Raw genomic sequence first — 25,437 nt, 5'->3', positions numbered from 1 at the left:
AGTTCTCGGCTTCTCCCTGACACGCTTTCTATCAGACAACCTCTTTTCGGGCAACAGAAATGCTTCGGCTTTTGCCGGCTGCTGAAAATGGCTGCTGAAAATGGCTTGACTAATATGGATCGATCATCCAAAATCCTTAGCGCTTATAGATTGGCGGCTGAAGACAGGTCGCTCATTTCGGTGAGGATGGTGATATTTTTTTAAAAAAAGAGGGAATTCCGGCCACAAGCCGGACAAGAAGGACTTATCATGGAATTTGAAACCGTCATCGGATTGGAAGTTCACGCGCAGCTCAAGACTGAGACGAAAATTTTTTGCGGCTGTTCCACTCAATTCGGTGCCCCTCCCAACACCCATGTCTGCCCGGTATGTCTCGGCATGCCCGGCATGCTGCCCGTTCTGAACAAAAAGGTCGTGGCCTATGCGATAAAAATGGGATTGGCGACCCATTGCGCGATTGCCGGGGAAAGCAGATTTGCCCGAAAAAACTATTTTTATCCCGACCTTCCAAAAGGATACCAGATCTCCCAGTATGAATTGCCGATCGCACGGAACGGATATATCGATATTGATGTGACCGGATCGGAAAAGCGGATTGGGATTCATCGCATTCATATGGAGGAAGATGCGGGCAAGCTGATACATGAACCGAACCAGCCCATGAGCCGGGTTGATTTTAATCGAACCGGCGTGCCGCTGATTGAAATTGTGAGTGAACCGGACATGCGGTCTCCGGAGGAGGCGGGGGCGTATCTGCGCAGGCTCAGGTCCATTTTGCGTTACCTCGAGATTTGCGACGGCAACATGGAAGAAGGCAGTTTCCGGTGTGATGCCAATGTGTCCATTCGGCCAATGGGAAGCCCGATTCTCGGGACGCGCAGTGAATTGAAAAACCTTAATTCATTTAAGCACGTGGAAAAGGCCATTTCCTACGAAGTGGCGCGACAGATGGAAGTGCTGATGGACGGGGGAGAGATTGTTCAGGAAACCCGATTGTGGGATCCGGATAAAGGGCAATCCTTTTCTATGCGCGGCAAGGAAGAGGCGCATGATTACCGGTATTTCCCGGACCCGGACCTGTTGCCGTTGGTGGTGACGGATCAGTGGGTAGCGGATATTCGGGCTGAATTACCTGAGCTGCCGGTGGAAAAGAAAACCCGGTTTACCAGTCAATATGGATTGCCGGCCTATGATGCTGAGTTCTTGGTATCGAGCCGGGAAACGGCGGACTATTTTGAGTCGTGTGTTCGATATTTCCCTCAAGCCAAGGCCGTGAGCAACTGGATAATGGGGCCGCTGGCCGCCTTGTTAAATACGGAAGGCCTTCCCATAGAAGCGGCCCCGGTTTCAGCGCAGCATCTGGCGCAATTATTGTCTCTTATCGATGAAGGGGTGATCAGCGGGAAAATTGCCAAAATGGTTTTTGACGACATGGCGAAAACGGGAAACCCGCCGCGTGATATCGTCCGGGATAAGGGGCTTGAGCAAATGCAGGACACCGGCGCCATCGAGGTGGCCGTGGATAAGGTGATCGCGCAGAATCCCAAAGAGGTGGACGCTTACCGTGGCGGGAAAACAAAGCTCATCAGTTTTTTTGTCGGCCGGATCATGCGCGAGACTCGCGGGAAAGCCAATCCTCAGATGGTTAACGAGGTGCTCATTCGTAAGCTCGGTGAGTCCTGATTCAGTATGGATTCCCCTGATACGCCCCCCTTCCCCCCGAAGCGATGGCTGCTTCGGGGGGAAGGGGGTAAAAATGAGTGCAGCAGTTAAGTTTGAAGGTTAAAAATTAATTTCCCACTTGGCGCCGGCAAAAAAATTGTCCTTGGACCCCTCTTTTGATTCTTTCTGGTCAAAATCAATTTGGCCGACACCCGGAATGACGTTAACCCCGGGGGAGAGGCTGAGGATCGCCTGGGCGTAGATGGCCCATGCCTCTTCAGACGTTCCACCCTTCTTGTCTTTTTGATCGAGATAGCCGTACCCGGCTTCAAATGTGACGAGATCGTTGAGTTTATATCCGGCGAGGGCGTTGAACCCTCTGGCATTCATGTTTCGCTCCCAATTGGCATCAAATCCGGATTCACCGAGGGACATTGTTTTTCCTGTGAACGCTTGCGTCCGAAAATACCCCGGGCCGGCATTTAAATCGACACCGAAGAAAAGAATAACCGTGGAGACAGACCAACCCGATTCCGAATCAAAAAAAACAGGGGGCGAATTGATGAGATCCTTTTTGAAAATTCCGGTTGATTTTACCCCTGTATTCAGTCCGACTTTGGGGGGAGTGTATCTCGCGGAACTATTTCCTTCGGTATCCGATTCCGGCTCGATGTCTATTAAGGATAACTTTAACTGGTTGATAGTCAAAGGGACCATCACGTTCTGGAAGCCTTCAAGCGGGGTGTCTATAGCCGTTAAGCCGGATGCGTGTTCTTCGGGCGCGCTTGATTGAACAAGTTGCACGGAAAGTGGATCCCCGCTTTCTTCAAAGGCCGAGTGGTTGAAAAACTGCCATTCGGCCGATGCCGCCAGTGGGAGCACAACAGCTGAAATTAGCAGCGCGATGCTGATAAATAGTAATCTTCTCAATCTGTTTTCCTCGGTATGGCCACGCGCTGCATTTGTAAATTCGATGGGCGATGCAGGCGGGTGATGCGCTTAGATTATCAATAATGGTTAATCCTTATCAGATAGGGAGGTGACTGTCAAGTCTTCGGATCGCCTAATTTCATGATAACAGGCTGAGTTAAAAGAATTAAAATTTCTATTTCAGTCTCATTCATAATCCATCGGAAAGTTTTCTTCCAGATTAGACCCTCTATCAGAAACATACGCGTTTTTGCGTGCATGTTCACTGAAAGTGAAAGATGGCTTTTGCCTTCCAGCATCCAAGCCTTCAAGCATCCGGCTTTGCCGGATTAGGGAATAGCGACCAGAAATGATTCAGCGGGCCGACCCCTCGGCCAATAGTCAAGGCGTGTTCGATACAGGCAGTGATATAGATTTTGGCTTTTGCTACGGCGGCTTGAAGCGTGTGGTTGTTGGCCAGATTGGCGGCAATCGCTGCGGACAGCGTGCAGCCGGTACCGTGTGTGTTTTTTGTCTGAACCCGATTGCCGGTAAAATGATGATAGTGCGTGCCGTCGAACAGAACATCGGTGGGGTCAAACAGGGCATGCCCACCTTTCAGCAGAACGTTGGCTGGGCCTTTTTCATACATCATGGCCGCTGCTTTTTCCATATCTGCCATAGAATGAATGGGGATGCCGGTAATCAATTCCGCTTCCGGAATATTGGGCGTTACAAGGGTGGCCAGAGGAAAAAGTTCACGGATGAGAAGACCGACTGAATTTTGCCGTAAAAGGGGATATCCGCTTTTTGATACCATCACGGTATCGAGAATGATATGTTTCGGGTGAAATCGCTTCAGTTGTGCGGCAACAGCACGAATGCTCAGATCATTGGACACCATACCGATCTTTACGGCATGAACCGTGATATCGGTAAAAATGGCTTCCATTTGCCGTGAAATCGTTTCAGGCGAGATATTTTCAACGCAGGTGATTCCCAGCGTGTTTTGCGCCGTAACGGCTGTTATGACGCTCATGCCGTAGACCCCGTGCGCTGCGAACGTCTTAATGTCCGCTTGAATGCCGGCACCGCCGCTGCTGTCCGAACCGGCAATCGTAAGCACATGTTTCATTGAAATCCTTTCAGCCCGAAGGTGTCTCGGTAATGGCGCCGCCCGACCGTTTAGAGCTGATATTAACATATTTGAGTGGAAAGTCTAATCAAAGACGGGGCATCAAAGACGGGAGATTTACCTTAGCTTCCGTTCGATCGAGAATGGAAGCAACCGCAGACTGGAAAGTCGATTGAAGAGAGGCGTATTTTTACTGGTATCCATGTAAATAACTATAAATAACAAAAGGTTTTGATTGTTATTGTCCTGTTTTCAGAAACGGTTCAAGAATTTGAATAAGCGGAAGAACGATCATAAGCGCCTGACATATAAATAATTTTATAATAACAGCGTGAGACAGATGTTCAAGATGTTGAACTTAAGCCGCTTGAAAATCAACCGGTGCGGTGTCGCTTCGAAGTGCCTCTCAGGCTATCGATAGTATTATTATATAAAAACCAATTAGTTATAATTTTTTTTCTCACAAATAATCGCTTTTATTCGCATTGGCAAGCTTATTGCTTTTCACTAAACTGAACCAGATATTTTTTTCATCTGTTCTCCTCCTCGTCAGCCGGTTGCTTGGGCTCAACCTGCTGATGCCTTCTCCTCGAAACGGCTGACCCGGGAAACCGGTTCAGCCGTTTTTCTTGTAAAAAACATGTTGAATACATCTCGTGTCATCATTCATTATTCCTTGACAGACGGTCTTCATTTGATTATAAATCGCTCCTTGATTCTATTTTTATTGTACTAATAACATCCGGGGAATGATGGCCTAATCCGGCAAAGCCGGATGCTGGAAGGCTGGGAGGCATAAAAGCTATCTTTCACCTTCAGTGAACATACACGCAAAACCGTGTATGCTTCTGATAGAGGGGCTAAATAGCGACGGTATCGGAAGACGGGTTGCCGGGGGTTTTCTGTTACGTTTGGGTGATCGAGGAGGTCAGCGCAGTATGCGGCTCGAAAATTTGTTGGACCAGAAAAAAAACGAAATTATGAATGATTGGTTTAATCGCTTGATTGAGACTTATCCCCCCGAGACCGCCCCGTTTTTTAAAAGTCAAAAAGACCCGTTTGCCAATCCTGTCGGGGGCACGGCCAGGCGCGGCATAGAAGGCGTCTATAACGAGTTGTTGGGAGGAATGAATGTTCAGCTCATCACTTCTTTTTTGGATTCGCTCATTCGCATACGGGCGGTCCAGACGATGTTCAGTGCGTCCCAGGCGGTTGGCTTTATATTCTTATTAAAAAAAAGCATTCGAACTTATCTAAAAAAAGAGATTCAGACCTATCAGTTGCACGATGCGTTGCTAGATTTTGAGATGAAAATCGATGAACTTGCGCTGATTGGTTTTGATGTTTTCACGGCTTGCAGGGAAAAAATAGCAGACTTGAGGGCAACCGAACTCAAGGATAGGACATTGCGCGCGTTTGAACGGGCAGGGCTTGTGGTCGGTGAAAGCTGATCGCGCTTAGCCCAGTGAATACATTAACATATGGATGGCGAACCCCGGGGGTATTTGACGGGCGCTGATCGGCGGCAGGATGTCGAAGCGCTTGACCTAAGTGAATGAGAAAATGCGTCCTGTGTCGCCCAGTGAGGAATGGCTGTATGAATGTAAATTATGTGGTATCCCTTTTAGCGGTAATTGTTTTGGCACTGATTGCCCTCATAGGGTCGGCACTACCGGGAGGTCAAGGTCTTTTCGGTATTTTTATCCCATATGTGGCTGTCCTGATTTTCATCTGTTTTTTTTGCTACCGGATTATCGATTGGGCCCGCAGGCCGGTTCCGTTCCGGATAACCTCCACTTGCGGACAACAGAAAACATTGTCCTGGATCGCGCACGATCGGTTTGAGAACCCGACAAAAGCCTGGGAAGTGGTTGTGCGAATGGTTCTGGAGATTTGTTGTTTCCGTTCTCTTTTTCGCAACACGAAGGCGTCGCTAAAAGAGGGCGGGAAATTAACCTACAGCCTTGAAAAATGGTTGTGGCTTGGTTCCATCGCTTTTCATTATGCATTTCTGACGGTGCTGATACGCCATTTCAGATTTTTTCTCGAGCCGGTGCCGGTATGGCTGAAACTGCTTGAGAGTCTGGACGGGTTTCTTCAGGTCGGGCTTCCGGGCGTTCTGATGTCGGGCTTTGTGTTGTTGGCGGGCGTCACCTTTCTGTTTCTCAGGCGCTTGTTCATTCCCCAGGTTCGCTACATTTCCCTGGCTTCGGATTATTTCCCTTTGTTTTTGATCTTCGGCATTGCAGCCTCGGGCTTGCTCATGCGCTATGTGACCAAGATCGATGTGGTAAGCGCTAAGGAATTGACAATGGGCCTGGTGACGTTGCATCCGGTAATACCGGCGGCGGGCGTTGGCAGCATTTTTTATGTTCATATCTTTTTAGTTTCCGTATTGCTTGCGTATTTTCCCTTCAGCAAGCTGATGCATGTCGGGGGTATTTTCTTAAGCCCCACCAGAAATATGACGGGTAACTCGCGGGCTGTTCGCCATGTTAATCCATGGAATTATCCCGTCCATGTGCATACTTACGAGGAATACGAAGACGAATTCAGGGAGAGAATGATTGAGGCTGGCCTGCCAGTGGAAAAGGAGTAGATAATGTCGGACGACCTTATAAAATCGGATGAACTGATATCCCGATTGGATTACAAGACACCCAAAACCGGGTGGATGGATACCCCGGCTGTAATTCGCAAGGGAATGTACTGCTATGCGGCCAATCCGAAAAGCGTAGAGTACGTGGGAATGCCCCACGCCCGCAAATGGAATCCACCGGATGAGGACTGGTTGCTGCCGGAAAACTGGCAGGAAATCGTCCTGAACGGACTTAAAGATCGCCTGGATAAGTTCCGTTCGCTGAAGTTATTCATGGATGTTTGTGTGCGTTGCGGGGCATGCGCGGATAAATGTCATTTTTTCCTCGGCTCAGGTGATCCCAAAAATATGCCTGTGTTGCGGGCTGAATTGTTGCGATCCGTCTATCGCAACGAATTCACCAGGGCCGGAAAAATCATGGGGAAGATGGTGGGGGCGAGAAAACTCACCGTAGAGGTCTTGAAGGAGTGGTGGTATTACTTTTTTCAGTGCTCGCAGTGTCGGCGTTGTTCGGTGTTTTGCCCATACGGCATCGACACGGCGGAAATCACTATTCTGAGCAGGGAGCTGTTAAACGAGCTGGGCCTGAACATTGACTGGATTGCAACACCGGTGGCCAATTGCTACCGAACCGGCAACCATTTGGGGATTCAGCCCCATGCCTTTAAGGACATGCTTGATTTCTTCGTGGATGACATTGAAGAAATAACCGGTCTCAACATGGCGCCAAATTACAACCAAAAAGGCGCGGACATTCTTTTCATCACGCCATCCGGCGATGTTTTCGCGGACCCGGGCACCTATACCTGCATGGGATATTTGATACTCTTTCATTATCTGAAAGAGAAATACGGCTTGAAAGTCACCTGGAGCACCTATGCGTCCGAAGGTGGAAATTTTGGATCCTTTACGTCCCACGAGATGATGAAGCGGCTCAACGCCAAGATGTACGCGGAAGCCAGGCGTCTTGGCGTCAAATGGATTCTTGGTGGAGAGTGCGGGCATATGTGGCGGGTCATTCACCAGTACATGGATACCATGAACGGTCCCGCGGATTTTCTGGAAACACCGGTCTCTCCCATTACGGGAACGGTCTTTGAGAATGCCAAAGCCACGAAAATGGTTCATATTTCCGAATTCACGGCGGATCTGATCAAGCACGGCAAGTTGGATCTGGACCCGAGCCGAAACGATCACATGCGCGTGACCTATCATGATTCCTGCAACCCCTCGCGGGGAATGGGGATGTTTGAAGAGCCCCGCTATATCATTCAAAGTGTGTGCAATAACTTCTTTGAAATGCCTGCCAACACGATTCGCGAAAAAACATTCTGCTGCGGCAGCGGGTCCGGACTCAATGCCGGAGAAAATATGGAACTGCGTATGATGGGCGGGTTTCCCCGGGCCAACGCAGTCAGGCATGTCCATGAAAAATACGGGGTGAACATGCTCTCTTGTATCTGTGCAATAGACCGGGCCGCATTGCCGGCGCTGATGGATTACTGGGTACCGGAAGTGGGGGTGACGGGCATTACCGAACTGGTGGGCAACGCCCTGATTCTGCCGGGCGAAATAAAGCGCACCACGGATCTGCGCGGTGAACCGTTACCGGGAATGGAGGATGAAGATGCCGAGTAATAAGAAAATCTATAATAAGGGGCTGATTCTGGCTGGCTTGGCTGTATTCCTGATTGTCGTTACCAGCCCGTTTTGGGGCAATTTCGGAACGGCCGCTCCGGTTCCCGAACTGATATTGACCGAAAAAGCCAAGGCCGCCAAAACCTGCGTGTTTTCCAAGGAAGCCATGAAAACAGAGCATATGCAACTCTTGGATGTTTGGCGGGATACCGTGGTTCGGGACGGCAAGCGCGTCTATGTCAACAGCGATGGCAAGTCATTTAACATGAGCCTTTCCAATGGGTGTCTGGATTGCCATTCCAACAAAGCCGAATTTTGTGACAGATGCCATAATTATGCCTCAGTAACGCCGTATTGCTGGGACTGCCATATTGATAAACCGAAGGAGAGCTAATGATGGAAAGCAGCAGACGAAGCTTTTTGAAAATAGCCGGCCTGTCCGCAATCGGTCTGGGCGCCCGGCCGGTTTTGGATGTGCTGGCCGAATCCGGCGGTCATGGCGGCGCAGCCGAACCGCAGATGCTGAAAAATGAAACAGCGCTGACGGCCAAACGCTGGGGCATGGTGGTGGATACGCGAAAGATTCATTCAAGCCAGGATCTGGAACCCTTAATCAAGGCCTGCCACAAAGTTCACAACGTGCCGAATTTGCAGAACAAGAACCATGAAATTAAATGGATTTGGGAAGAAGAATTCAAGCACGCCTTTCCTACCAAAAATCATGAATTTATAAATGAAAAGGTGGAACATACCCCATTCCCGGTTTTCTGCAATCATTGCAAGAATCCACCCTGTGTTCGTGCTTGCCCGACTAAGGCGACCTTTAAGCGGGAAAGTGACGGCGTTGTGCTGATGGATTTTCATCGGTGCATCGGGTGCCGGTTTTGTATGGCGGCCTGCCCCTACGGTGCCAGGAGTTTCAACTTCCGGGATCCGCGTCCTTTTATAAGCGAACAAAGCCTGGATTTTCCCACCCGGAGCATGGGGGTTGTGGAGAAATGCAATTTCTGCGCGGAACGGCTGGCCGTCGGGAAAATGCCTGCCTGTGTGGAGGCTTCCAACGGCATTTTGACTTTCGGTGATCTGGATGATCCGAATTCAGAGGTGAGAGCGCTTCTGAAATCCAATTACATGATACGGCGCAAAGAGGCTCTGGGAACCGAGCCGAGTGTCTACTACATCGTATGAGGTGGTTATGCTTGAACTGGCATTAAGTGGAAACAAACGATATTATGTGTGGATGACCGGGCTTCTGGTGGTCATCGGAGTCGGCTTTCTAATTTACTTGAAACAGCTCAGTTTCGGTCTGGGCATTACCGGGATGACCCGGGATGTGACCTGGGGATTTTATATTGCTCAGTTTACCTTCCTCGTAGGTGTCGCCGCTTCGGCGGTGATGCTGGTGCTTCCCTACTATCTTCACAATTACAAGGCGTTCGGCCGCATCACGATTCTGGGTGAATTTCTGGCCGTCGCGTCTGTCACCATGTGCGTGCTCTTTATTTTTGTGGATATGGGGCAACCCATGCGGGTATTAAACGTTTTACTTTACCCCACGCCCAATTCAGTCCTGTTCTGGGATATGATCGTACTTAACGGGTATCTGCTTCTAAATATCGTGATCGGCTGGCAGGTTCTGGACGCCGAGCGAAACGGTGTCGCGCCGCCCAAATGGATCAAGCCTTTTATTTATCTTTCCATTCCCTGGGCTGTGAGCATTCACACCGTAACCGCCTTTTTGTACTGCGGTCTGCCGGGAAGAGGCTTCTGGTTGACGGCCATTTTGGCGCCCCGGTTTTTGGCCTCCGCCTTTGCGGCCGGTCCCGCCTTTTTGATTCTGTTGTGCCTCTTTGTGCGTCGAATCTCCAATTTTGATCCGGGCAGGGAGCAGATTCAGTCCCTGGCCAAAATTGTAACCTACGGCATCATCATCAATGTGTTTTTCTTTTTCTGTGAGGTGTTCGTCGTATTTTACAGCCGTATTCCCGAACACATGGATCACCTGACCTATTTGTTTTCCGGACTTCACGGGCATGGCGTTTTGGTGCCGTGGATGTGGTCCTCTATGGCGCTGATGTTCATCGGTATCATTCTGCTGGTCAACCCCGTTACGCGACGAAATGAAGGGGTGCTGGCGGTTGCCTGCGTTGTCATCTTTATCGGTACCTGGATCGACAAAGGGCTCGGCATGATTTCCGGCGGCTTTGTGCCATCTCCGCTGCACCATGTGAACGAATACATTCCAACGGTTCCGGAGCTGGTGATCAGCCTGGCCGTCTGGTGTGTCGGTTTTCTGGTGCTGAGCGCTTTATTCAAAATGGCCATCACGGTCAAGGAAGAAGTGCGGGCCTAAAGACCGCAACGCGCAATTTATACCTAATAAAGAGGGGCTTCCCGTGTCAATAAGGGATGCCCCTTTTTTATTCGGTTTAACACTATAACCCGAACTCGGTTTTCATGATTCGGTATAGCGCGTTGCCGACGGCAAGCCCCTGGTCGATAAAACGGGGCCCGTAGATTTTGCCGGTGGCGGACCGGAAGGTGGCGCTGATTTTGGAAAGATAGGCCATTCCCTTGGGAAATGCGGCGACAAATTCATCTACCGGGGTATGGTTGAAAGCCACCATGTCCCAAAGGGTGTCGGCAAAGGTGTCCGGCCCCCAGCGAAATTTGTCGGCATCATACAAGCAGTCCGAAAGGAGCTGTCCTGTTTGGCTTTCTGCTTCAAGCGGCGTCTTGAATGCCTCGTGGTTCCGAATGGCGATGTAGATATCGTTAATTTCAACCGGGGTTAGGGTATACGCTTTTAATACCTTTTTTGCGTAGTTGGCGCCGGAAAGGGCGTGGTCCCGATCCTTGCGTCGAATATCGTGCAGCAGCGCCGCACATTGTATCAGAGTCAGTTGACGCTGAATGACGCGTTTGGTCAATCCGGCGGCCGTTCCTTCAACGATAATCAGGGTGCCGGCGTCCAACGTGACCTTGATGGAATGTTCCATTCCGTGGCCGAAGTCGTTGTCTATGGTTTCGGAGATAAAATCCCGAAGCTCGGATACGATCACATCCGTGGCAAGAACTTGCGATGACCGTTCGCCGGCCCGGGCAAAGTCTTTATGAAAATCCGACAGGGGAAGTTGCGAGATGAGTTGAAGCGTTCGCTTCTGTAAGCGCCGATAAATGGGATCCATGCTTCGCTTGTGTTCGGTTATGCGGCATTCGGCCGGCCGGCATGTTGTGCGCTCGTGCCGGCCGTAGAGATGAAATGCGGTATAAGAGAAGGATTAACTGCCCACAATGTCGAATACCGGGGAACAGACTTTCCATTGGCCGTTCTCTTTGACCACTTTGATGGTTTCATGCACCTCGTGTACCTTCCCGAGTTTAAAAAAAGCGGCAATAATAGGAAAGACCGGGTTTATGGCCGTTCTTCGATGAGCTGTCAGATGCACATCCGCCTCCGTATCACTTTTTTGTACGGTGTGAGTTTTTAGCTCGTAAAGCGAACTTTTGGCCATGCCGATATCAAACCCGCGTTGTCGCGTTTCATTCGTCGTGCGTTGAATAAAATCAGCAACTATAGCGGTTTGTTGCTTCGGTTTTTGGGTTGCGCACAGATAGTTCGCCATGGCTGGATCCAGGCGAAAATACGCACGGGCGAAATCAGCGGCAACTTGGTAAGGGGTTTGTTTGCAATCCAACACGATAAAAGCGGCCTGAAGAAGTACTGCTATCACCAATGTCAGCACAAAGGGCATGAGTCGATTTACCGGGAACATAGTCAATTCCTCCTTTAAAAAGCACATAGTTACCAGGGGGGTTTCGAGTGATTCATATTAAAAATCGCCAATTAACATGGAACAGGCCACAAAACAAGAAATTTTGTATGCGTTCGATGATCATACTTGGTTGACCGGCGGGCACTATTAGGCTATTTCTCTATATTCTTACCATATTTCGAGGCTGGAACCCGTATGATTGGAAAAATTAAACAACTGAGTAGCAGCTTTTTTTTAAAAGTAATCATGACGGTCGGCATTACCCTTTTCTGTAGCCTTACCCTTTGGATTTTTTTGAGTGTTCGATTCCAGCGCGCCCAAACGACCGAACACATGATTTCGAGTGCGGAAAAGCTGGCAACGACGATTCGGCTCGGAACACGGTACGCCATGATGCTCAATGCCAGGGAGGACCTTAACCAGATTATCCGAAACGTGAGTCGGCAAGAGGACCTGAAAACCATAAGAATCTATAACAAAAAAGGAGAAATTAAGTTTTCAAGCCATGAAGGTGAGATCAACCGGCAAACCAATATTCGGGCCGAAGCCTGTGACGCGTGTCATCGGCACGAACCGCCGTTGTCGGTGGTGGATAGGAACAGACGGGTTCGTTTTTTTACATCCGAAGAGGGCGTTCGTATGCTCGGTGTCATCGCCCCCATATACAATGAGCCGGGATGTTCTGCCGATGCGTGCCATTTTCACCCCGAGAACAAATCCATCCTCGGTGCCCTTGATGTCGTTGTTTCCTTGGAAAAAGTGGATGCCCATATTTCAGAGGTTCAGCAGCAGGCCGGCCTCATGGCGGTTTTGATGTTTGTGGTTACTTCCGCGCTTATTTTCATCCTGGTGATTCGGTTCATTCGCCGGCCGATTCAAAAGCTGATACAGGGGACGGCACAATTGACGGCGGGCCGCTACGAGACGCGGGTGGATTTGAAACAAAGCGGCGAATTGGGGCAGCTGGCCGATGCGATCAACCTGATGGGGGAAACCATCGGCAAAAAGGAAGCGGCGATTCATAAACAGCGGGACGACTATCAGCGCCTTTTTGAAATGGTGCCCTGTATCATCACGGTACAGGACCGGAATTTCCGATTAATCAGCTATAATCGCCAGTTTGCTGAAAAATTCAACCCGAAGCCCGGCGCGTATTGTTATGCTGCCTATAAGTGCAGAGAAGAAAAATGCGAAAGCTGCCCGGTTGAAAGGACTTTTGCGGACGGCTTAAGCCATCACAGTCAGGAGACGGCGTATCAAAAAGACGGCACAGCCAGGCATTGGATTGTTCGAACGGCGCCGATCAGAAATGCCGAGGGTGAAATTATTGCGGCGATTGAGATGAGCATCGATATTACGCATCGCAAATTGCTTCAACATGCCCTGGAGCAATCCGAAAAAAAATATTATGCTATTTTCAACAATGTCCCCAATCCGATTTTCGTCCTGACGGCCGATACGCTGGAGATCATCGATTGCAATGATTTGGCCGTGAATGTTTACGGCTATAGCAAAAGCGAACTTCAGAAAAAATCCTTTATGTCTCTTTTTCGAAAAGAGGACCGGAACCATATGCGGGGTCAGATAAAAGCCGGTGCCGTGATTAACCAGACGCGCCAGATTGATAAGAACGGCAATGCGCGGTTTTTCAGTATTCGGGTTTCCCCTTCCGACTACCCCGGAAAACCGGTGTTGCTGGTAACCACCAGTGATATCACGCAATGGCTGGAAACGGAGCAGCAGCTCATTCAGGCGGGGAAAATGGCGACACTTGGGGAAATGGCCACGGGCGTGGCCCACGAACTGAATCAACCCCTGTCGGTGATTAAAACCGCGGGCAGTTATTTTATTAAAAAAATACGGAATAAGGAGCCGATCAAGGACGAGATTCTTGAAACCCTCGCCGAGGAGATCGACAGCCATGTGGATCGGGCGACCAAGATCATCAACCACATGCGCCAGTTCGGCAGAAAGTCTACCGGCGAAATGGAACCGGTTCATATCAATGAGATTTTGCTCAGGGCCTTTGAGATTTTCAAGCAACAGCTCCAACTTCGGCAAATCGATGTCGGCTGGGAGCTTGCCGAGGGGCTGCCGGAGATTTTGGGGGATGCCGGACGTCTGGAGCAAGTTTTTATTAATCTCCTGATAAATGCCCGGGACGCCATAGAAGACAGATTCGAAGGGCGGGAAGTTACCGGAGATGAAAAAAAGATCACCCTCCGAAGTCAACGGGGTGAGTCCACTCTGTGGGTGGAAATTCAGGACACGGGCGTCGGTATAGACCCTTTTGTCGCGGAAAGGGTGTTTGAGCCTTTTTTCACAACCAAAAAAGTAGGTAAGGGTACCGGACTCGGTCTTTCCATCAGCTATGGAATCGTCAAAGACTGCGGCGGAGAGATTTTTGTGGTTCCAACGACCCAAGGCGCCTGTTTCAGGTTAACCTTTCCGATTCCTCCGAAAATTGAAGATGGAGATGCGCCATGAGCACCGATGCTCAGACGATATTGTTGGTGGATGACGAAGCCGGTATTCGAAAGGTGTTGGGAATTGTCCTTTCGGATTTGGGATATCGGGTGCTGACCGCGGCGAATGCCGATGAAGCGCTTCAGTTGTTTGACCGGGAACGGCCCGAGATCGTGCTGACGGACATCAAAATGCCCGGCAGGGACGGGCTTAGCCTGCTATCGGATATTAAACGGATCTGCCCGGATACCGAGATCATCGTGATCACCGGGCACGGTGAGCTGGAATTGGCTATTCGCAGCCTGAAATTGGAAGTAGCTGATTTTGTAACAAAGCCAATTCGTGATGACATTTTAGAGATGGCGCTGAAGCGTGCCCGGGACCGAATCACCATGCGTCGGCAACTTCGGGACTATACGGAGAATCTAGAACGGTTGGTGGCGGAAAAGGCAAAAAAACTGGTTTCCGCCGAGCGCATGGCCGCCATCGGGGAGACGGTGGCCGGTATGAGCCACACCATCAAAAATATTGCCGGCGGGTTGAAGGGCGGCGTGTATGTTCTGGAAAAAGGCCTGACGCTGGAGGATAAAAATTATCTGCGGCAGGGGTGGGAAATGGTCCGGGGGAATGTTGAGAAAATAACCAATCTTTCCATGGATTTATTAAACTATTCCAAGACCGGTGACATCTCAATGGAATTATGTGATCCGAACCAGCCCGCCCGGGATGCCGCAAGGCTCATGACAACACAGATGACCGGAAAACGGGTTGCTTTTGAAATGGAATGGGCGCGGGGATTAACACCGGTATTCATGGATGCCGAAGGCATTCAGCGCTGCCTCTTGAATGTTCTCGCCAACGCTTTGGATGCGTGTACGCAAGAGGAATCGGCGCGGGAAGGAAAGCGCATCAGGCTCAGAACCCTGGCTGAACCCGGATGGGGGGTAACTTATCAGGTGAGCGACAATGGATGCGGCATGGACGATTCCGTACAGGCGGGTCTTTTTCAACGATTTTTTACGACCAAGGGCACCCGGGGGACCGGTATCGGGTTGATGCTCACCAAAAAAATCATTGAAGCCCACAGGGGGGAGATTCGGGTGGCATCTGAAAAGGGAAAAGGGACTTCTTTTGTCATTCGGCTGCCGCGCGTTACCAAGGCGTCGGTGAATGATGTGGCCACCTAACCCGGCAAAGCCGGAAGCTGGGCGGCTGGGATGCTGGGATGCTTGGCAGCTAACAACCTTCTCCAATGATACTCGCTTTTTCGTGCATGTTTCTGATAAAGGGTCGAAAGGGCCTAATGACGGCTTATGGATCAGATTTTACTAACTTATACACAGTTGTTCCGCCTTTTTGACTCCCTGGCCATCGGCGCCATTTTGTTGTCTCCCGATTTTAACCTTATGGGGTTAAACCGGTCCGCGGAACTGATGACCGGTGCGTCGGCGGCAGAGGCGAAAGGAAAGCCCTGCCGACAGGTGCTGGCGCAAGGGTGGTGTGACGGCGCGTGCCGGTTTGAATCGCTTGAGCCGGGGCACCGTCTATCTGCCGATAAAGAGGCGTGTATCGCCGGACTTGATCCGGACGGGCGAAACCTGACCCGCATGTTGCTGCCATTACAACCGCAAAAAGGCGCTTTAACCGGCTGGCTCGAGATTTTTCAGGACCATAGCGCATTTAAAGACTTATTAAAGCGAATCCGGTATGAAGATCAGCGCTTGAAAATGATTCTGGACAATCTGGATATCGGTGTGATGACCGTTGACCGCGGTGAACATGTTACCTTTTTCAATACGACCGCTGAAACGATCACCGGGTATTCCAGAGAAGATATTCTCGGCAAATCGATCTCGCTGCTGTTCCAAGAGAGGGAGGCGCAAAATAACCACCGTTTAAACGAGACCATTCGGGACGGGGAACCCAGATCGAGCCAAGAAACGCTGCTTACCACCCGGGGTGGAGACACCCTTCCGGTTCGTGCCGAGTATATGGCGCTGAAGAACAAAGAGGGAAAAATCGTTGGCGGGCTTGCCACCATTTCGGACCTGTCGTTGTTTCACCAGCTAAACCGTGCGATTCAGGATCGATATACCTTTTACGACATGGTGGGCCGATCGCCCGCCATGAAACGGTTGTTTGAAATCATACCGGTCGTTGCCGTCAGCGACGCCACGGTGCTGATCGAGGGCGCCACGGGAACCGGAAAAGATTTGGTGGCCAACGTGATTCACAATGCCAGCCACCGGGCCGATCGGCCCCTGATCAAAGTGAATTGCGCCGCATTGCCGGATAATTTGCTGGAATCGGAAATGTTCGGGTATGTCAAAGGCGCCTTCACCGGCGCGGATCGCGATAAACCGGGCCGGTTTCAGGATGCGGACGGCGGGTCGATATTCCTGGATGAAATCGGGGATATGCCGCTGCAGCTGCAGGCCAAACTGCTGCGCGTGCTTGAAGACAGGGAGTTTTATCCCCTCGGAAGCCGCAAAACGGTCAAGGTCGATATTCGGATTATTTCGGCCACCAACGCCGGACTGGAGACCCTGGTGAAAGAAAAGCGGTTTCGGGAGGATCTTTATTACCGGCTGAACGTGATGCGCCTGGAAGTGCCGCCGCTTTGCGAGCGAAGGGATGACCTGCCGCTTCTGATATCTCATCTTCTAAAAAAACTTGCGGCCGGCCGATTCAGAAAACCGCCCGAAATTTCTGAAGACGCCATGGCGGTGTTGCTCAATCATAATTACCCCGGCAATATTCGGGAATTGGAAAATATCATTGAACATGCGCTGATTATCAGCCGTGGGGAACCAATTCGCAAAAGCCATTTGCCGTTTTCGCTTCAGCAGCAAGTCGACCCTTGCCGAGTGGAAAACGTGCCGGAAAGCCCGCGCCTGAATGAGGGAGTTGAATCTGGAGAAAAAACACTGATACTGGCGGCGTTGCGTAAACACCATTGGCAGCGGGGTGAGGCCGCCGGGGAATTGGCCATTGATCGAACGACCCTCTGGCGGAAGATGAAAAAATACGGCTTGTCGCCTGAATGACCGGAGCGCCATCGTTTCGCCTTTTAAGCGGTTAAGTCGGTTTGGTTTAGTCGCGGGACAGGCTCGGCGTCCTTGAATGAATTTCATTCATTTTTTTTAATAGTTTGTAATCCATCAATATTGTTCAGAGTTTTTTTGGTCAAAAACATAAAAAAAACGGTTGACAGACCTTGCTTTTCTTGACTATAACGCTCGGAAAATAATCCGACTGTTAAAGTCAAGAAAGTATTCATGCTGATTACAAAGAAGAACCAATACGCTTTGCGAGCCGTTTATGAGTTGGCGAGGCAACAGGGATCCGGGCCGGTAAAGATCAGTCATATTGCCGAAGCGCAAGCGATTCCGGAGCGGTTCCTTGAAGTGATTCTCTGGCAGCTCAAAAAAAGTGGTTTTGTCAAATCAAAACGGGGCTATCAAGGGGGGTATGTATTGGTTCCTTCGCCGGACAAGCTGACGGTCGGAGATTTGATGCGGTATTTTCAAAAGGATGTGAATGTCACCCAATGCATGGCGCCGATTCCCGAGTCCAAATGTCCGTTTCAGGGGGATTGTGCGTTTTTTCCGATGTGGAAAAAGGTTAGGGACGCCATGTACAATGTTTTTGATAGTACTACCATTCAAGATTTGTTGAATAACCAACGATCCGACGGTAAATACCCGATTTGAGGTCTTGACATAATATGGATGAAAAGTGATGCAGTTAAGGATTGATGACATGCACAAGGAAAAATCGCGACTGAGAATTGCCGGAAGTATTTTTGTTGCCATCCTTATGATTTGCGCGGTCGGCGCTCATGCGGCCGTCAAATCCTCGCCGCCGGGCGAATCGAGGGCCGATATACTCAACATTGACACGCTGAAGACCTTTGGCCCGCTGGAGCGGGGACCGGTCGAGTTCTTCCACGACAAGCATACCGTTGCCCTGGAAAAAGCCGGAAAGGATTGCGTGGCCTGCCATTTGAAGGAGACCGACAAGGACAGGCTCAGCATCAAATTCATGCGCCTGAAGGAGGACAACAAGAAGGTTGTCATGGATACCTATCATGCCAACTGTATCGCTTGTCACAATCAGATGATGAGTGCGGGGCAGGAAACCGGTCCGATCGTTTGCGCCGGTTGCCATGCCAAAGAGGATCGCGCCATGTCCAGCCGCCGACCCATTGGTCTGGATAAATCCCTTCACTTTCGGCATGAAAAGGCGCTCGAAAAGAAGTGTGAGCAATGTCATCATGTCTACGACGAAAAAGCCAAAAAGCTGATCTACGAAAAGGGCAAGGAAGGCACCTGCCGTTACTGTCATAAGGAGATGAGCGAAGAAAACCGAATCTCCATGCGGCTTGCCGCCCATACCGATTGCGTGGCTTGCCATCGTGCGCTTCAGGTTCAGCATAAGACCGCGGGACCTGTGCAGTGCGGCGGTTGTCACGAGCTGAAACAGCAGCAAAAAATAGAGGTTGTGGCCAATCCGCCCCGAATGGAAATGAAGCAACCCGATACCGTATTTGTTAAAACCGGGCTCAAACCGGACGATGCGACGGTAAGAATGAGTCCGGTGCCCTTTAATCATCAGGGCCATGAGGCGTTGAATGATAATTGCCGGGCTTGTCATCATGCCAGCCTGACTGCTTGCAGTGAATGCCACACGATTCAGGGCAAAAAGGAAGGCGAGGGCGTTAAGCTGGCGCAAGCCATGCATCAGAAAAACGCCATGGCAAGTTGTATCGGATGCCATTCAGAAAAACAGGCGGCAGAGAGTTGTGCCGGATGCCATCATTTCATGTCCCCGACCCGAAAAGGATCGGATGCCGGCTGTCTGGTCTGTCACATGCCCGGCGCCCAAGCGGGCGCGCCGCTGCCGTCTGATGAAAAAATGGCGGCTGAGCTTGCCGGCGGCATGCTGGCGGCACGAACCGCCACGGTGTCGACACTGCCTGAAAACGACATTCCCGAAACGGTGGAGATTAAATCGCTGGCCGATAAATATAAGCCGGTGATTTTGCCGCATCGCAAAATCGTTCTCAAGCTTGCATCCGACATCAAGGATAATAAACTGGCAAATTATTTTCATACGGATCCGGCGACGCTCTGCCAAGGGTGCCATCATAACAGTCCGTTGGCGAAAAAACCGCCGCTGTGCGGCAGTTGTCACGGCGAACCGTTCGACGATCGAAATCCGTTTCGACCGGGCTTAATGGCGGCCTACCATCAACAATGCATGGGGTGCCATGAGGAGATGGGAATTCAGAAACCGGCCAGCAGGGATTGTGTATCTTGTCACAAAGAAAAATAGGGCGCAGCGAAAACGCGCATTAGGCCCAACAGGTTGAGGTGACACAAATGAGTATATCAAGGCGAAAGTTTCTCGGATGGATGGGTGCAGCCGGCGCCAGTACCCTTGTGGGGAAAACGGCGCGGGCGGCTGCCAACAAACAATTTTCCGGTTATCCGGACAGTAACGGGGTTCTCTTCGATAGTGTGCGCTGTATCGGATGCCGTAAGTGCGAGGATGCGTGTAATAAGGTCAATGAATTGCCCGCGCCGGAAAAGCCGTTTAACGATTTAACGGTGTTGGATGTACAACGGCGTACCCATGCGAATACCTTTACAGTGGTCAATCAGTACACGCCGCCCGGTGCGAAGGCGCCGGTTTTCAGGAAAATTCAGTGTAATCACTGCTTGGAGCCGGCTTGTGCGTCAGCCTGTTTTGTTCAGGCGTTTAAAAAGACGGAGTCGGGCGCAGTGGCCTATGATGCGTCCGTATGTGTGGGGTGCCGTTATTGCATGATTGCCTGCCCGTTCGAGATTCCGGCCTATGAATACGACAAGGCGTTTACGCCGCGGGTTGTCAAGTGTACCATGTGCCAGCCGCGAATCGAGAAAGGACTCTTGCCGGGCTGCGTGGAGAGCTGTCCCACGGAAGCGTTGACCTATGGAAAGCGCAAGGATTTGCTCAAAATTGCACGCGAGCGGATTCACAATTTCCCGGACAAATATGTCGATTATATTTATGGTGAAAAAGAAATGGGTGGCACGAGCTGGTTGTATCTGTCCGGCGTGCCGTTCAAGGATCTGGGTATGCGCGAGGATCTGGGCACCAAGGCCGCCGGGGAGCTGACCGCCGGTGCGCTGGGCGCGGTTCCGATCGTCGTCGGGCTTTGGCCGGTGCTGCTGACCGGTATTTATGCCGTTACCAAACGGAAAGAAAAAATCGCGCAGGAAGAGCGTGAAGCGGCTGTGGCCAATGCGGTCAATGAGACTCAGGCTGCAGCGGATAAACAGATGATGACCGCCCAGGAAAAGGCCGAGAAGGAAAAAGCCGCCGCGATAGAAAAAGCGGTAAAGCAGGCCCTGGCGGAAGCGGCCAAAGCGCAGGAAGAGGCTGCCAGGGCCGCGGAAAAAGAGCCCGAAGCTAAAGACACACAAGATAAGACAGAGGAGGACGCCTGATGTCAGAGAATGTGACCACGGCCGGCAAATCCATCTGGACGCCGTTTAACATGATTGCCGGCAGTATCGTTATAATGGGCCTGATCCTCACGGTGCTTCGCTTCACCCAGGGATTGGGCGCGGTGACCAATCTAACCGATTACAACCCGTGGGGAATCTGGATCGGTTTTGACCTGCTCGTCGGGGTCGCCTTGGCGGCAGGCGGTTATGTTACGTCCGCAGCCTGCTATATTTTCGGCATGAAACGCTTTCATTCCGCGGTCAGGCCGGCCATTTTGACTGGGTTTCTCGGGTATGCCACGGTCGTTTTGGCGCTTCACTATGATGTGGGCCGGCCCTGGCGCTTGCCCTATCCGTTTATCATGCAGCGGGGAACCACCTCGCTGCTTTTTGAAGTGGCCGCTTGTGTGGCGCTTTACCTCACGGTGTTGTTTATCGAATTTTCTCCTGCGGCCTCCGAGTGGCTCGGATTCAAGAGGGCGCGAAAAATTGCGGTGAGGCTGACGCTGGTGCTTACCATCTTCGGGGTGATTCTATCGACCTTGCATCAGTCTTCCCTGGGCGCGCTTTTCCTTATCGCCCCTTCCAAGCTGCATCCGCTTTGGTATTCAACCTACATTCCGGTTTACTTTTTTATCTCGAGCATCATCGCCGGGCTGTCCATGGTGATCTTTGAAGGTACCTTGTCGCACAAAGCCTTTCACGATAAAATGGACGCCACCCACCTGGCTGAAAGAGATGGCGTCGTGCTCGGTTTCGGCAAAGCGGCTGCTCTGGTGCTGGCGGGCTATTTCATCATCAAGGTGATCGGCCTCTCTGTGGACAACAACTGGCATTACCTCGGTACCGGATACGGCCTGTGGTTTTTGGTGGAGCTGATCGGCTTTGTGGCGGTGCCGTGTTTTATGTACGCCGTGGGCGTTCGGGATAAGAATATGGGGCTGATCAAATTTACGGCCGCCTGGACCGTTTTCGGTATCATTTTAAACCGGCTGAACGTTTGCCTCATCGCATTTAATTACCATCTGCCGGCCAGTGAGCGGTATTTCCCCCATTGGATGGAGATCGGCACCACGGTCTTTCTGGTGACGGTATTGATTCTTGTGTTTCGGTTTATCGTCACGAGAATGCCCATTTTCTATGAACATCCGGAACATAAGGATGCGCATTGATTGGTTGGGCGGGCGGAACGCGTTGCGTAATTACAAAAACCCGGGGCCTTCCGGAGAATTAAACCCGACATCCCGGCGGTAAAAAGGAGAACTTCATTATGGATGGTATGTTTTATACCCTTCAGCAATTCATGACGTTTACCAAAGGCGTTACGTATATCATTATGGTGGCCGCTCTGTTTTCGATGGTCGGTTTCTGGCTGTTCCTGGCCGGAAACGATGAAGATTAAATCGATAGGCGGATTTTAGCGGTTGCGCCGTTGGCAAAGAATTTTTTTTCAAACGGAGAAGTAATATGTATCAATTTGTGACAGGTCCGTTGGCGTGGTTGGCCTTCGCCGTGTTTTTCATCGGGCTGTTGGTTAGAACCATCCGATACATTCGAGGGCTTGATTGGAAATTGGACCGGGTGGCCTACACGGAGCATGCGGTATACGGTGTGAAGGGCGCCATTCGATCCATTCTTTATTGGCTGATACCCTTTGGAACCCATAGCTGGCGGTTTTATAAGGGGATGACCGTGCTGGTCTTCGCCTTTCATATCGGTCTGGTGTTTACGCCCCTGTTTTTAAGGGCGCACAACATTATTTTGCAGGAAAGGTGGGGGTTCAGTTTTTGGTCCCTGCCCGAAGGCGTGGCGGATTTATTGACGGTCACCGTGATTGTGGCCGCCGTGTTTCTGACGCTCCGTCGCATTGCCTTTCCGCAGGTGCGGATTATCACCACCGCTTACGATTATCTGCTGCTGGCCATTGCCACAGCGCCGTTTATCACCGGGTTTATGGCCTATCATCAGGCGCCGGGGTATCAGGGGTGGCTGATCGCGCATATTCTTTGCGGCGAGATGATGTTGGTGGCTATTCCCTTTACGAAGCTGTCGCACTTTGTGTTGTTCTTCCTCTCGCGTGCGCAGCTTGGAGCAGATTTCGGCATTAAGCGCGGCGGAATGAAAAATAAGTTCGCCTGGTAGGAATTGAGATAGAAGGTCCGGGATCAGCGGTACCTGTTCTTTCATGAGTTATCGGCAACCGCTGCTACATATACCATAGACAACACCAAACAAGCTTACAGGATAAAGCCATGCCTGAGGGAACTCTTTGCAATAAGCAACCGTGCACGACAAAGGAAATGCTGGATGCGCTTTTGGCGGATAAGAGCGGCAAGCAGTACTACGACGAAATGAAACAGATCGACGTGGACCAGCAAAAACTGTGGACAACCATTCAAAACACCATGAAGTCCCGGCTCAAGACCTGGCTGGAAATCTGCGCGCATTGCGGAATGTGCGCGGACAGCTGCTTTTTCTACCTGGCCAACAAAAAAGACCCGGAGCAGGTGCCCTCCTACAAGATTCAATCCACCCTGGGAGAGATCGTCAAACGCAAGGGCAAGGTTGATAATGAGTTCATGCATTACGTGATGGACACGGCCTGGGGAAAATGCACCTGCTGTAACCGCTGCGGCACCTATTGCCCCTTTGGCATCGATATGGGCGTGATGTTCAGCTACCTGCGCGGGCTATGCTATTCCCAAGGGTTTGTCCCGTGGGAACTTAAAATCGGCGCCGGCATGCATCGCATCTATCAGGCGCAGATGGACATTACCTCGGAGGACTGGGTGGAGACCTGTGAGTGGATGGCCGAGGAGCAGGAAGAAGAATGGCCCGGTCTTGAAATTCCGATTGACAAGGAAAATGCGGACATCCTCTATACGGTAAACGCTCGCGAACCCAAACACTATCCTGAAGATCTAGCCGAGGCTGCCATTTTGTTTCACCTCGCCGGCGAAAACTGGACGGTACCGAGCGTGGGATGGGAAGAGACCAGTCTGGCCATGTTTGCAGGGGACTGGGAAGCCTGCCGGATTCAAGTACAATCCGTTTACGATGCCATGAAGCGCTTAAATCCCAAGCGCATGGTGGTAACCGAGTGCGGCCACGCCTACCGGGCCACGGTGATTGAAGGCCCCTACTGGGCGGGGATTAAAACCGGGCAGACGCCTGTGCCGAGCTTTCATTATGTGGAGTGGGTGGCCGAAGCCCTGACCACCGGAAAGATCAAGATCGATCCCACCAAAAAAATCAAGGAGCCGGTCACTTATCAGGATTCGTGCAATTACATTCGAAATGCGGGCCTCAAGGACGCCGCCCGGACCATCATGGGCTACATTGCCGAGGATTTCCGGGAAATGAAACCCAACAAAGAGCATAATTTCTGCTGCGGCGGCGGCGGCGGCATGAACGGGCTGGGCCGGTATCGGGAACAGCGCAACATGGGCTTAAAGGTCAAACGCGATCAGATTCTGGCGACCGGCGCCAAACTGGTGATATCACCCTGCCATAACTGCTGGGATGCGATTCGGGATCTGGAGGAAGTCTATCATGTCGGGATCAGATGGTCTTTTTTAAAGCCGCTGCTGATTAAAATGGCCATTGTGCCGGATCACTTAAAGCCGCCCGAGGAAGAAGAATAGCCTTTCCGTTATCACCGTAAGTTAAAGGGGAAGCTCACGTTGCTTCCCCTTTTTTTATGGGTGCCATATCGTGTGAATCTTTGGGCGGATGTCTCTCCCCGATTTTGTTGAATGCGGCAGCGGTGATAAACGCAATCGCTTCAGGCCATCGCGGCAAGGCTCTGTTCGATGATGCTGTGGAACATCGCGATCTTGTACCTGTTCCCGGACATGGGGGCCGCATTTTTCATAGCCGCCCGGGCGGTTTCAGCGATGATGTCATCGTTCAGGACCTTTCCGGTGAGAACTGCCTCTGCCGCTGTGGCACGAAAGGGAACGGGCGCGGCCCCGCTCAATACGATTCGGCAGTGGGCCACCCGGCCCTTTTCGATCAAGAGCGCGAGGGCGACGCCGGCCAGGGCAAAATCCCAGACACCGCGCGCCCGAACCTTTCGGTAGGTGCTTTTATGACCCTTCGGGGGCGGCGGCAGGAGAATCTCCGTCAGAATCTCACCCGTGGCAAGAACGGTTTCTTTTGTGTAATCGTCGGCGGGTGACACATAAAACGCTTCCACCGGAACGCGCCGCTCCCCCTTAGGCCCGGCAATCACGACGGTTGCTTCCAACGCGGCAAGGGCTGTGGCGGTATCCGAGGGATGGACCATATAGCAGTTATCGCCGCCGATAATGCAGTGACGGGCGTTTTCACCATCGACGGCGTAGCAGAGGTCCCCGCCCTTTCTCAGGCAGTGAAAATCGCCCCGGTAATACCCGCACCGGGGTTTTTGGCAGAGGTTTCCCCCGAGGGTTCCCTGGTGGCGTAACTGCGGGCTCGCCACCGCTGCTGCGGCCATGGCAAGGGCCTGGTAGCCGGATTGAACAGTCGAAGACCGTGAAACGGCATCAATGGTCGCAAGGGCGCCGATGCGCAGCCCCCCATCAGCTGTTTGCCGAATGTCCTGAAGTTCCGTAAGGCGTGACAGGCTCACGACGGTGGTGGCGTTCAACACGCCGTCCCGAAGGCATCCGACAAGATCGGTGCCGCCGGCATGAAGCCGGGCACCCTCCTGCGAGAGGGCGTCGATGGCGTCGCTAAGGGATTCGGCCCGAACATAGGAAAAACTGGGCAACATGG

General features: G+C 51.4%; 22 protein-coding genes. 17 read left to right on the top strand and 5 right to left on the bottom strand.

Annotated elements, in window-relative coordinates; all coding sequences use genetic code 11:
* Nucleotides 1-249 precede the first annotated feature (249 nt).
* Nucleotides 250-1,683: an Asp-tRNA(Asn)/Glu-tRNA(Gln) amidotransferase subunit GatB gene (gatB, locus tag RBT11_18510; protein MDX9788777.1), complete on the top strand. Its 1,434-nt coding sequence runs from the start codon at nt 250-252 to the stop codon at nt 1,681-1,683.
* Between the two features lie 99 nt (nt 1,684-1,782).
* On the opposite strand, the gene RBT11_18505 is transcribed toward gatB, so the two are convergent.
* Nucleotides 1,783-2,592, bottom strand: coding sequence for a hypothetical protein (locus RBT11_18505; protein ID MDX9788776.1), 810 nt, complete (start codon nt 2,590-2,592; stop codon nt 1,783-1,785).
* A 307-nt stretch (nt 2,593-2,899) separates the two neighbouring features.
* Nucleotides 2,900-3,706: a bifunctional hydroxymethylpyrimidine kinase/phosphomethylpyrimidine kinase gene (gene thiD, locus RBT11_18500; protein MDX9788775.1), complete on the bottom strand. Its 807-nt coding sequence runs from the start codon at nt 3,704-3,706 to the stop codon at nt 2,900-2,902.
* Nucleotides 3,707-4,644: 938 nt separating this feature from the next.
* Between thiD and RBT11_18495 the strand changes: the two genes are divergently transcribed.
* From RBT11_18495 to nrfD (RBT11_18470), 6 genes are all read left to right on the top strand, one after another.
* Nucleotides 4,645-5,157, top strand: a complete 513-nt coding sequence (locus RBT11_18495) for an RsbRD N-terminal domain-containing protein (protein ID MDX9788774.1) — start codon at nt 4,645-4,647, stop codon at nt 5,155-5,157.
* Between the two features lie 146 nt (nt 5,158-5,303).
* Nucleotides 5,304-6,305, top strand: a complete 1,002-nt coding sequence (gene dsrM, locus RBT11_18490) for a sulfate reduction electron transfer complex DsrMKJOP subunit DsrM (protein MDX9788773.1) — start codon at nt 5,304-5,306, stop codon at nt 6,303-6,305.
* Nucleotides 6,306-6,308: 3 nt separating this feature from the next.
* Nucleotides 6,309-7,943, top strand: coding sequence for a (Fe-S)-binding protein (locus tag RBT11_18485; GenBank protein ID MDX9788772.1), 1,635 nt, complete (start codon nt 6,309-6,311; stop codon nt 7,941-7,943).
* Nucleotides 7,933-8,337, top strand: a complete 405-nt coding sequence (dsrJ, locus tag RBT11_18480) for a sulfate reduction electron transfer complex DsrMKJOP subunit DsrJ (protein ID MDX9788771.1) — start codon at nt 7,933-7,935, stop codon at nt 8,335-8,337. Before RBT11_18485 ends, dsrJ begins: the two co-directional genes overlap by 11 nt.
* Nucleotides 8,337-9,131, top strand: a complete 795-nt coding sequence (locus RBT11_18475; GenBank protein MDX9788770.1) for a 4Fe-4S dicluster domain-containing protein — start codon at nt 8,337-8,339, stop codon at nt 9,129-9,131. The genes dsrJ and RBT11_18475 overlap by 1 nt, the downstream gene beginning before the upstream one ends.
* Nucleotides 9,132-9,138: 7 nt before the next feature.
* On the top strand, nt 9,139-10,296 hold the full coding sequence (gene nrfD, locus RBT11_18470; protein MDX9788769.1) for an NrfD/PsrC family molybdoenzyme membrane anchor subunit: 1,158 nt from the start codon (nt 9,139-9,141) through the stop codon (nt 10,294-10,296).
* Nucleotides 10,297-10,378: 82 nt separating this feature from the next.
* Here the strand turns inward: nrfD (RBT11_18470) and RBT11_18465 are convergent, their stop codons facing one another.
* Both RBT11_18465 and RBT11_18460 read right to left on the bottom strand, forming a co-directional pair.
* A complete protein-coding gene (locus RBT11_18465) occupies nt 10,379-11,131 on the bottom strand; it encodes an HD domain-containing protein (GenBank protein ID MDX9788768.1) in 753 nt (250 codons plus the stop codon).
* A gap of 93 nt (nt 11,132-11,224) precedes the next feature.
* Nucleotides 11,225-11,719, bottom strand: coding sequence for a hypothetical protein (locus RBT11_18460; protein ID MDX9788767.1), 495 nt, complete (start codon nt 11,717-11,719; stop codon nt 11,225-11,227).
* 195 nt (nt 11,720-11,914) lie between these two features.
* Here RBT11_18460 and RBT11_18455 point away from each other — a divergent pair, with 195 nt between their 5' ends.
* The 10 genes from RBT11_18455 (at nt 11,915) to RBT11_18410 (ending at nt 24,323) form a co-directional block, all read left to right on the top strand.
* A complete protein-coding gene (locus RBT11_18455; protein ID MDX9788766.1) occupies nt 11,915-14,206 on the top strand; it encodes a PAS domain S-box protein in 2,292 nt (763 codons plus the stop codon).
* Nucleotides 14,203-15,372 carry a response regulator gene (locus tag RBT11_18450; GenBank protein MDX9788765.1) on the top strand — a complete coding sequence of 390 codons (1,170 nt, stop codon included), beginning with the start codon at nt 14,203-14,205 and terminating at the stop codon, nt 15,370-15,372. The genes RBT11_18455 and RBT11_18450 overlap by 4 nt, the downstream gene beginning before the upstream one ends.
* Nucleotides 15,373-15,498: 126 nt before the next feature.
* The gene (locus tag RBT11_18445) at nt 15,499-17,232 is read left to right on the top strand and encodes a sigma 54-interacting transcriptional regulator (GenBank protein MDX9788764.1); all 1,734 of its coding nucleotides are present in this window, start codon (nt 15,499-15,501) and stop codon (nt 17,230-17,232) included.
* A 231-nt stretch (nt 17,233-17,463) separates the two neighbouring features.
* Entirely contained in the window at nt 17,464-17,898 is a 435-nt protein-coding gene (locus RBT11_18440) for an Rrf2 family transcriptional regulator (protein ID MDX9788763.1), read from the top strand.
* A 28-nt stretch (nt 17,899-17,926) separates the two neighbouring features.
* On the top strand, nt 17,927-19,522 hold the full coding sequence (locus RBT11_18435) for a cytochrome c3 family protein (protein MDX9788762.1): 1,596 nt from the start codon (nt 17,927-17,929) through the stop codon (nt 19,520-19,522).
* A 47-nt stretch (nt 19,523-19,569) separates the two neighbouring features.
* On the top strand, nt 19,570-20,679 hold the full coding sequence (locus tag RBT11_18430; GenBank protein ID MDX9788761.1) for a 4Fe-4S dicluster domain-containing protein: 1,110 nt from the start codon (nt 19,570-19,572) through the stop codon (nt 20,677-20,679).
* Complete coding sequence (gene nrfD / locus RBT11_18425; GenBank protein MDX9788760.1) at nt 20,679-21,851, top strand: NrfD/PsrC family molybdoenzyme membrane anchor subunit; 1,173 nt, start codon at nt 20,679-20,681, stop codon at nt 21,849-21,851. The genes RBT11_18430 and nrfD (RBT11_18425) overlap by 1 nt, the downstream gene beginning before the upstream one ends.
* A 98-nt stretch (nt 21,852-21,949) precedes the next feature.
* Nucleotides 21,950-22,081: a hypothetical protein gene (locus RBT11_18420; protein MDX9788759.1), complete on the top strand. Its 132-nt coding sequence runs from the start codon at nt 21,950-21,952 to the stop codon at nt 22,079-22,081.
* 65 nt (nt 22,082-22,146) lie between these two features.
* A complete protein-coding gene (locus tag RBT11_18415) occupies nt 22,147-22,821 on the top strand; it encodes a hypothetical protein (GenBank protein ID MDX9788758.1) in 675 nt (224 codons plus the stop codon).
* Between the two features lie 110 nt (nt 22,822-22,931).
* Nucleotides 22,932-24,323, top strand: coding sequence for a (Fe-S)-binding protein (locus tag RBT11_18410; protein ID MDX9788757.1), 1,392 nt, complete (start codon nt 22,932-22,934; stop codon nt 24,321-24,323).
* A gap of 140 nt (nt 24,324-24,463) precedes the next feature.
* Here RBT11_18410 and RBT11_18405 read toward each other — a convergent pair whose 3' ends face one another.
* Entirely contained in the window at nt 24,464-25,435 is a 972-nt protein-coding gene (locus RBT11_18405; protein ID MDX9788756.1) for an FAD binding domain-containing protein, read from the bottom strand.
* Nucleotides 25,436-25,437 lie beyond the last annotated feature (2 nt).

The sequence above is a fragment of the Desulfobacterales bacterium genome (genome assembly GCA_034003325.1).
Taxonomy (GTDB): domain Bacteria; phylum Desulfobacterota; class Desulfobacteria; order Desulfobacterales; family JAFDDL01; genus JAVEYW01.
Note: the sequence above shows the minus strand (reverse complement) of the source record. Positions and strands in the feature narration are given on the sequence as shown.

Excerpts from the sequence above, each read along its gene's own strand:
- gatB (MDX9788777.1), top strand. The coding sequence starts at position 250 with ATGGAATTTGAAACCGTCATCGGATTGGAAGTTCACGCGCAGCTCAAG.
- thiD (MDX9788775.1), bottom strand. The coding sequence starts at position 3,706 with ATGAAACATGTGCTTACGATTGCCGGTTCGGACAGCAGCGGCGGTGCC.
- RBT11_18495 (MDX9788774.1), top strand. The coding sequence starts at position 4,645 with ATGCGGCTCGAAAATTTGTTGGACCAGAAAAAAAACGAAATTATGAAT.
- dsrM (MDX9788773.1), top strand. The coding sequence starts at position 5,304 with ATGAATGTAAATTATGTGGTATCCCTTTTAGCGGTAATTGTTTTGGCA.
- RBT11_18485 (MDX9788772.1), top strand. The coding sequence starts at position 6,309 with ATGTCGGACGACCTTATAAAATCGGATGAACTGATATCCCGATTGGAT.
- dsrJ (MDX9788771.1), top strand. The coding sequence starts at position 7,933 with ATGCCGAGTAATAAGAAAATCTATAATAAGGGGCTGATTCTGGCTGGC.
- RBT11_18475 (MDX9788770.1), top strand. The coding sequence starts at position 8,337 with ATGATGGAAAGCAGCAGACGAAGCTTTTTGAAAATAGCCGGCCTGTCC.
- nrfD (MDX9788769.1), top strand. The coding sequence starts at position 9,139 with ATGCTTGAACTGGCATTAAGTGGAAACAAACGATATTATGTGTGGATG.
- RBT11_18465 (MDX9788768.1), bottom strand. The coding sequence starts at position 11,131 with ATGGATCCCATTTATCGGCGCTTACAGAAGCGAACGCTTCAACTCATC.
- RBT11_18460 (MDX9788767.1), bottom strand. The coding sequence starts at position 11,719 with ATGTTCCCGGTAAATCGACTCATGCCCTTTGTGCTGACATTGGTGATA.
- RBT11_18455 (MDX9788766.1), top strand. The coding sequence starts at position 11,915 with ATGATTGGAAAAATTAAACAACTGAGTAGCAGCTTTTTTTTAAAAGTA.
- RBT11_18450 (MDX9788765.1), top strand. The coding sequence starts at position 14,203 with ATGAGCACCGATGCTCAGACGATATTGTTGGTGGATGACGAAGCCGGT.
- RBT11_18445 (MDX9788764.1), top strand. The coding sequence starts at position 15,499 with ATGGATCAGATTTTACTAACTTATACACAGTTGTTCCGCCTTTTTGAC.
- RBT11_18440 (MDX9788763.1), top strand. The coding sequence starts at position 17,464 with ATGCTGATTACAAAGAAGAACCAATACGCTTTGCGAGCCGTTTATGAG.
- RBT11_18435 (MDX9788762.1), top strand. The coding sequence starts at position 17,927 with ATGCAGTTAAGGATTGATGACATGCACAAGGAAAAATCGCGACTGAGA.
- RBT11_18430 (MDX9788761.1), top strand. The coding sequence starts at position 19,570 with ATGAGTATATCAAGGCGAAAGTTTCTCGGATGGATGGGTGCAGCCGGC.
- nrfD (MDX9788760.1), top strand. The coding sequence starts at position 20,679 with ATGTCAGAGAATGTGACCACGGCCGGCAAATCCATCTGGACGCCGTTT.
- RBT11_18420 (MDX9788759.1), top strand. The coding sequence starts at position 21,950 with ATGGATGGTATGTTTTATACCCTTCAGCAATTCATGACGTTTACCAAA.
- RBT11_18415 (MDX9788758.1), top strand. The coding sequence starts at position 22,147 with ATGTATCAATTTGTGACAGGTCCGTTGGCGTGGTTGGCCTTCGCCGTG.
- RBT11_18410 (MDX9788757.1), top strand. The coding sequence starts at position 22,932 with ATGCCTGAGGGAACTCTTTGCAATAAGCAACCGTGCACGACAAAGGAA.
- RBT11_18405 (MDX9788756.1), bottom strand. The coding sequence starts at position 25,435 with ATGTTGCCCAGTTTTTCCTATGTTCGGGCCGAATCCCTTAGCGACGCC.